General features: G+C 71.5%; 1 protein-coding gene. It reads right to left on the reverse strand.

The window, feature by feature from the left end:
* Positions 1 to 484, reverse strand: a 484-nt coding sequence (locus AB4Y34_RS41970; RefSeq protein ID WP_368719321.1) for a condensation domain-containing protein, incomplete at both ends; no start/stop codon positions are given.

Raw genomic sequence — 484 nt, forward strand, 5'->3', positions numbered from 1 at the left:
CCGCTTCCGCCGTCAGGCCCAGCGCCTGCCCACAGTCTTCCACCGACAGGGTCAGGGGATAGTTGGTGCGCTCCTGCGCACCCAGCCACTCGATGCCGCCCAGGACATCGTCCGCGGCGCCGCCCTGAAGCGCCGCCAGCGTATTGTGGCGATAGTTCAGCAGCGCGCTGAACAGCGGCGCAGGCGCCGCAACGCCGCTGCAACGCTGCGCCAGCGCCAGCGGGGCATGCTCATGCGTGAGCAGCTCCGCCAGCCGCGCGTGCGTGCGGCGCACACTCTCCTCGACCCCGCTTCCGTCCAGGTCTAGCCGCACCGGCAGCGTGTTGATGAACAGGCCCATCGCCCGGTCCACACCGCTGCCACCATGCATGCGCCCGAACAGCACCGTGCCGAACACCACCTGCTCGCGCCCGCTGCTGCGCGCCACCACCTGCGCCCACGCCAGATGGCACAGGCTGGCCAGACTCACCCCCAGCCGCCGCGC

The sequence above is a fragment of the Paraburkholderia sp. BR10954 genome, assembly GCF_040965775.1.
GTDB lineage: Bacteria > Pseudomonadota > Gammaproteobacteria > Burkholderiales > Burkholderiaceae > Paraburkholderia > Paraburkholderia youngii.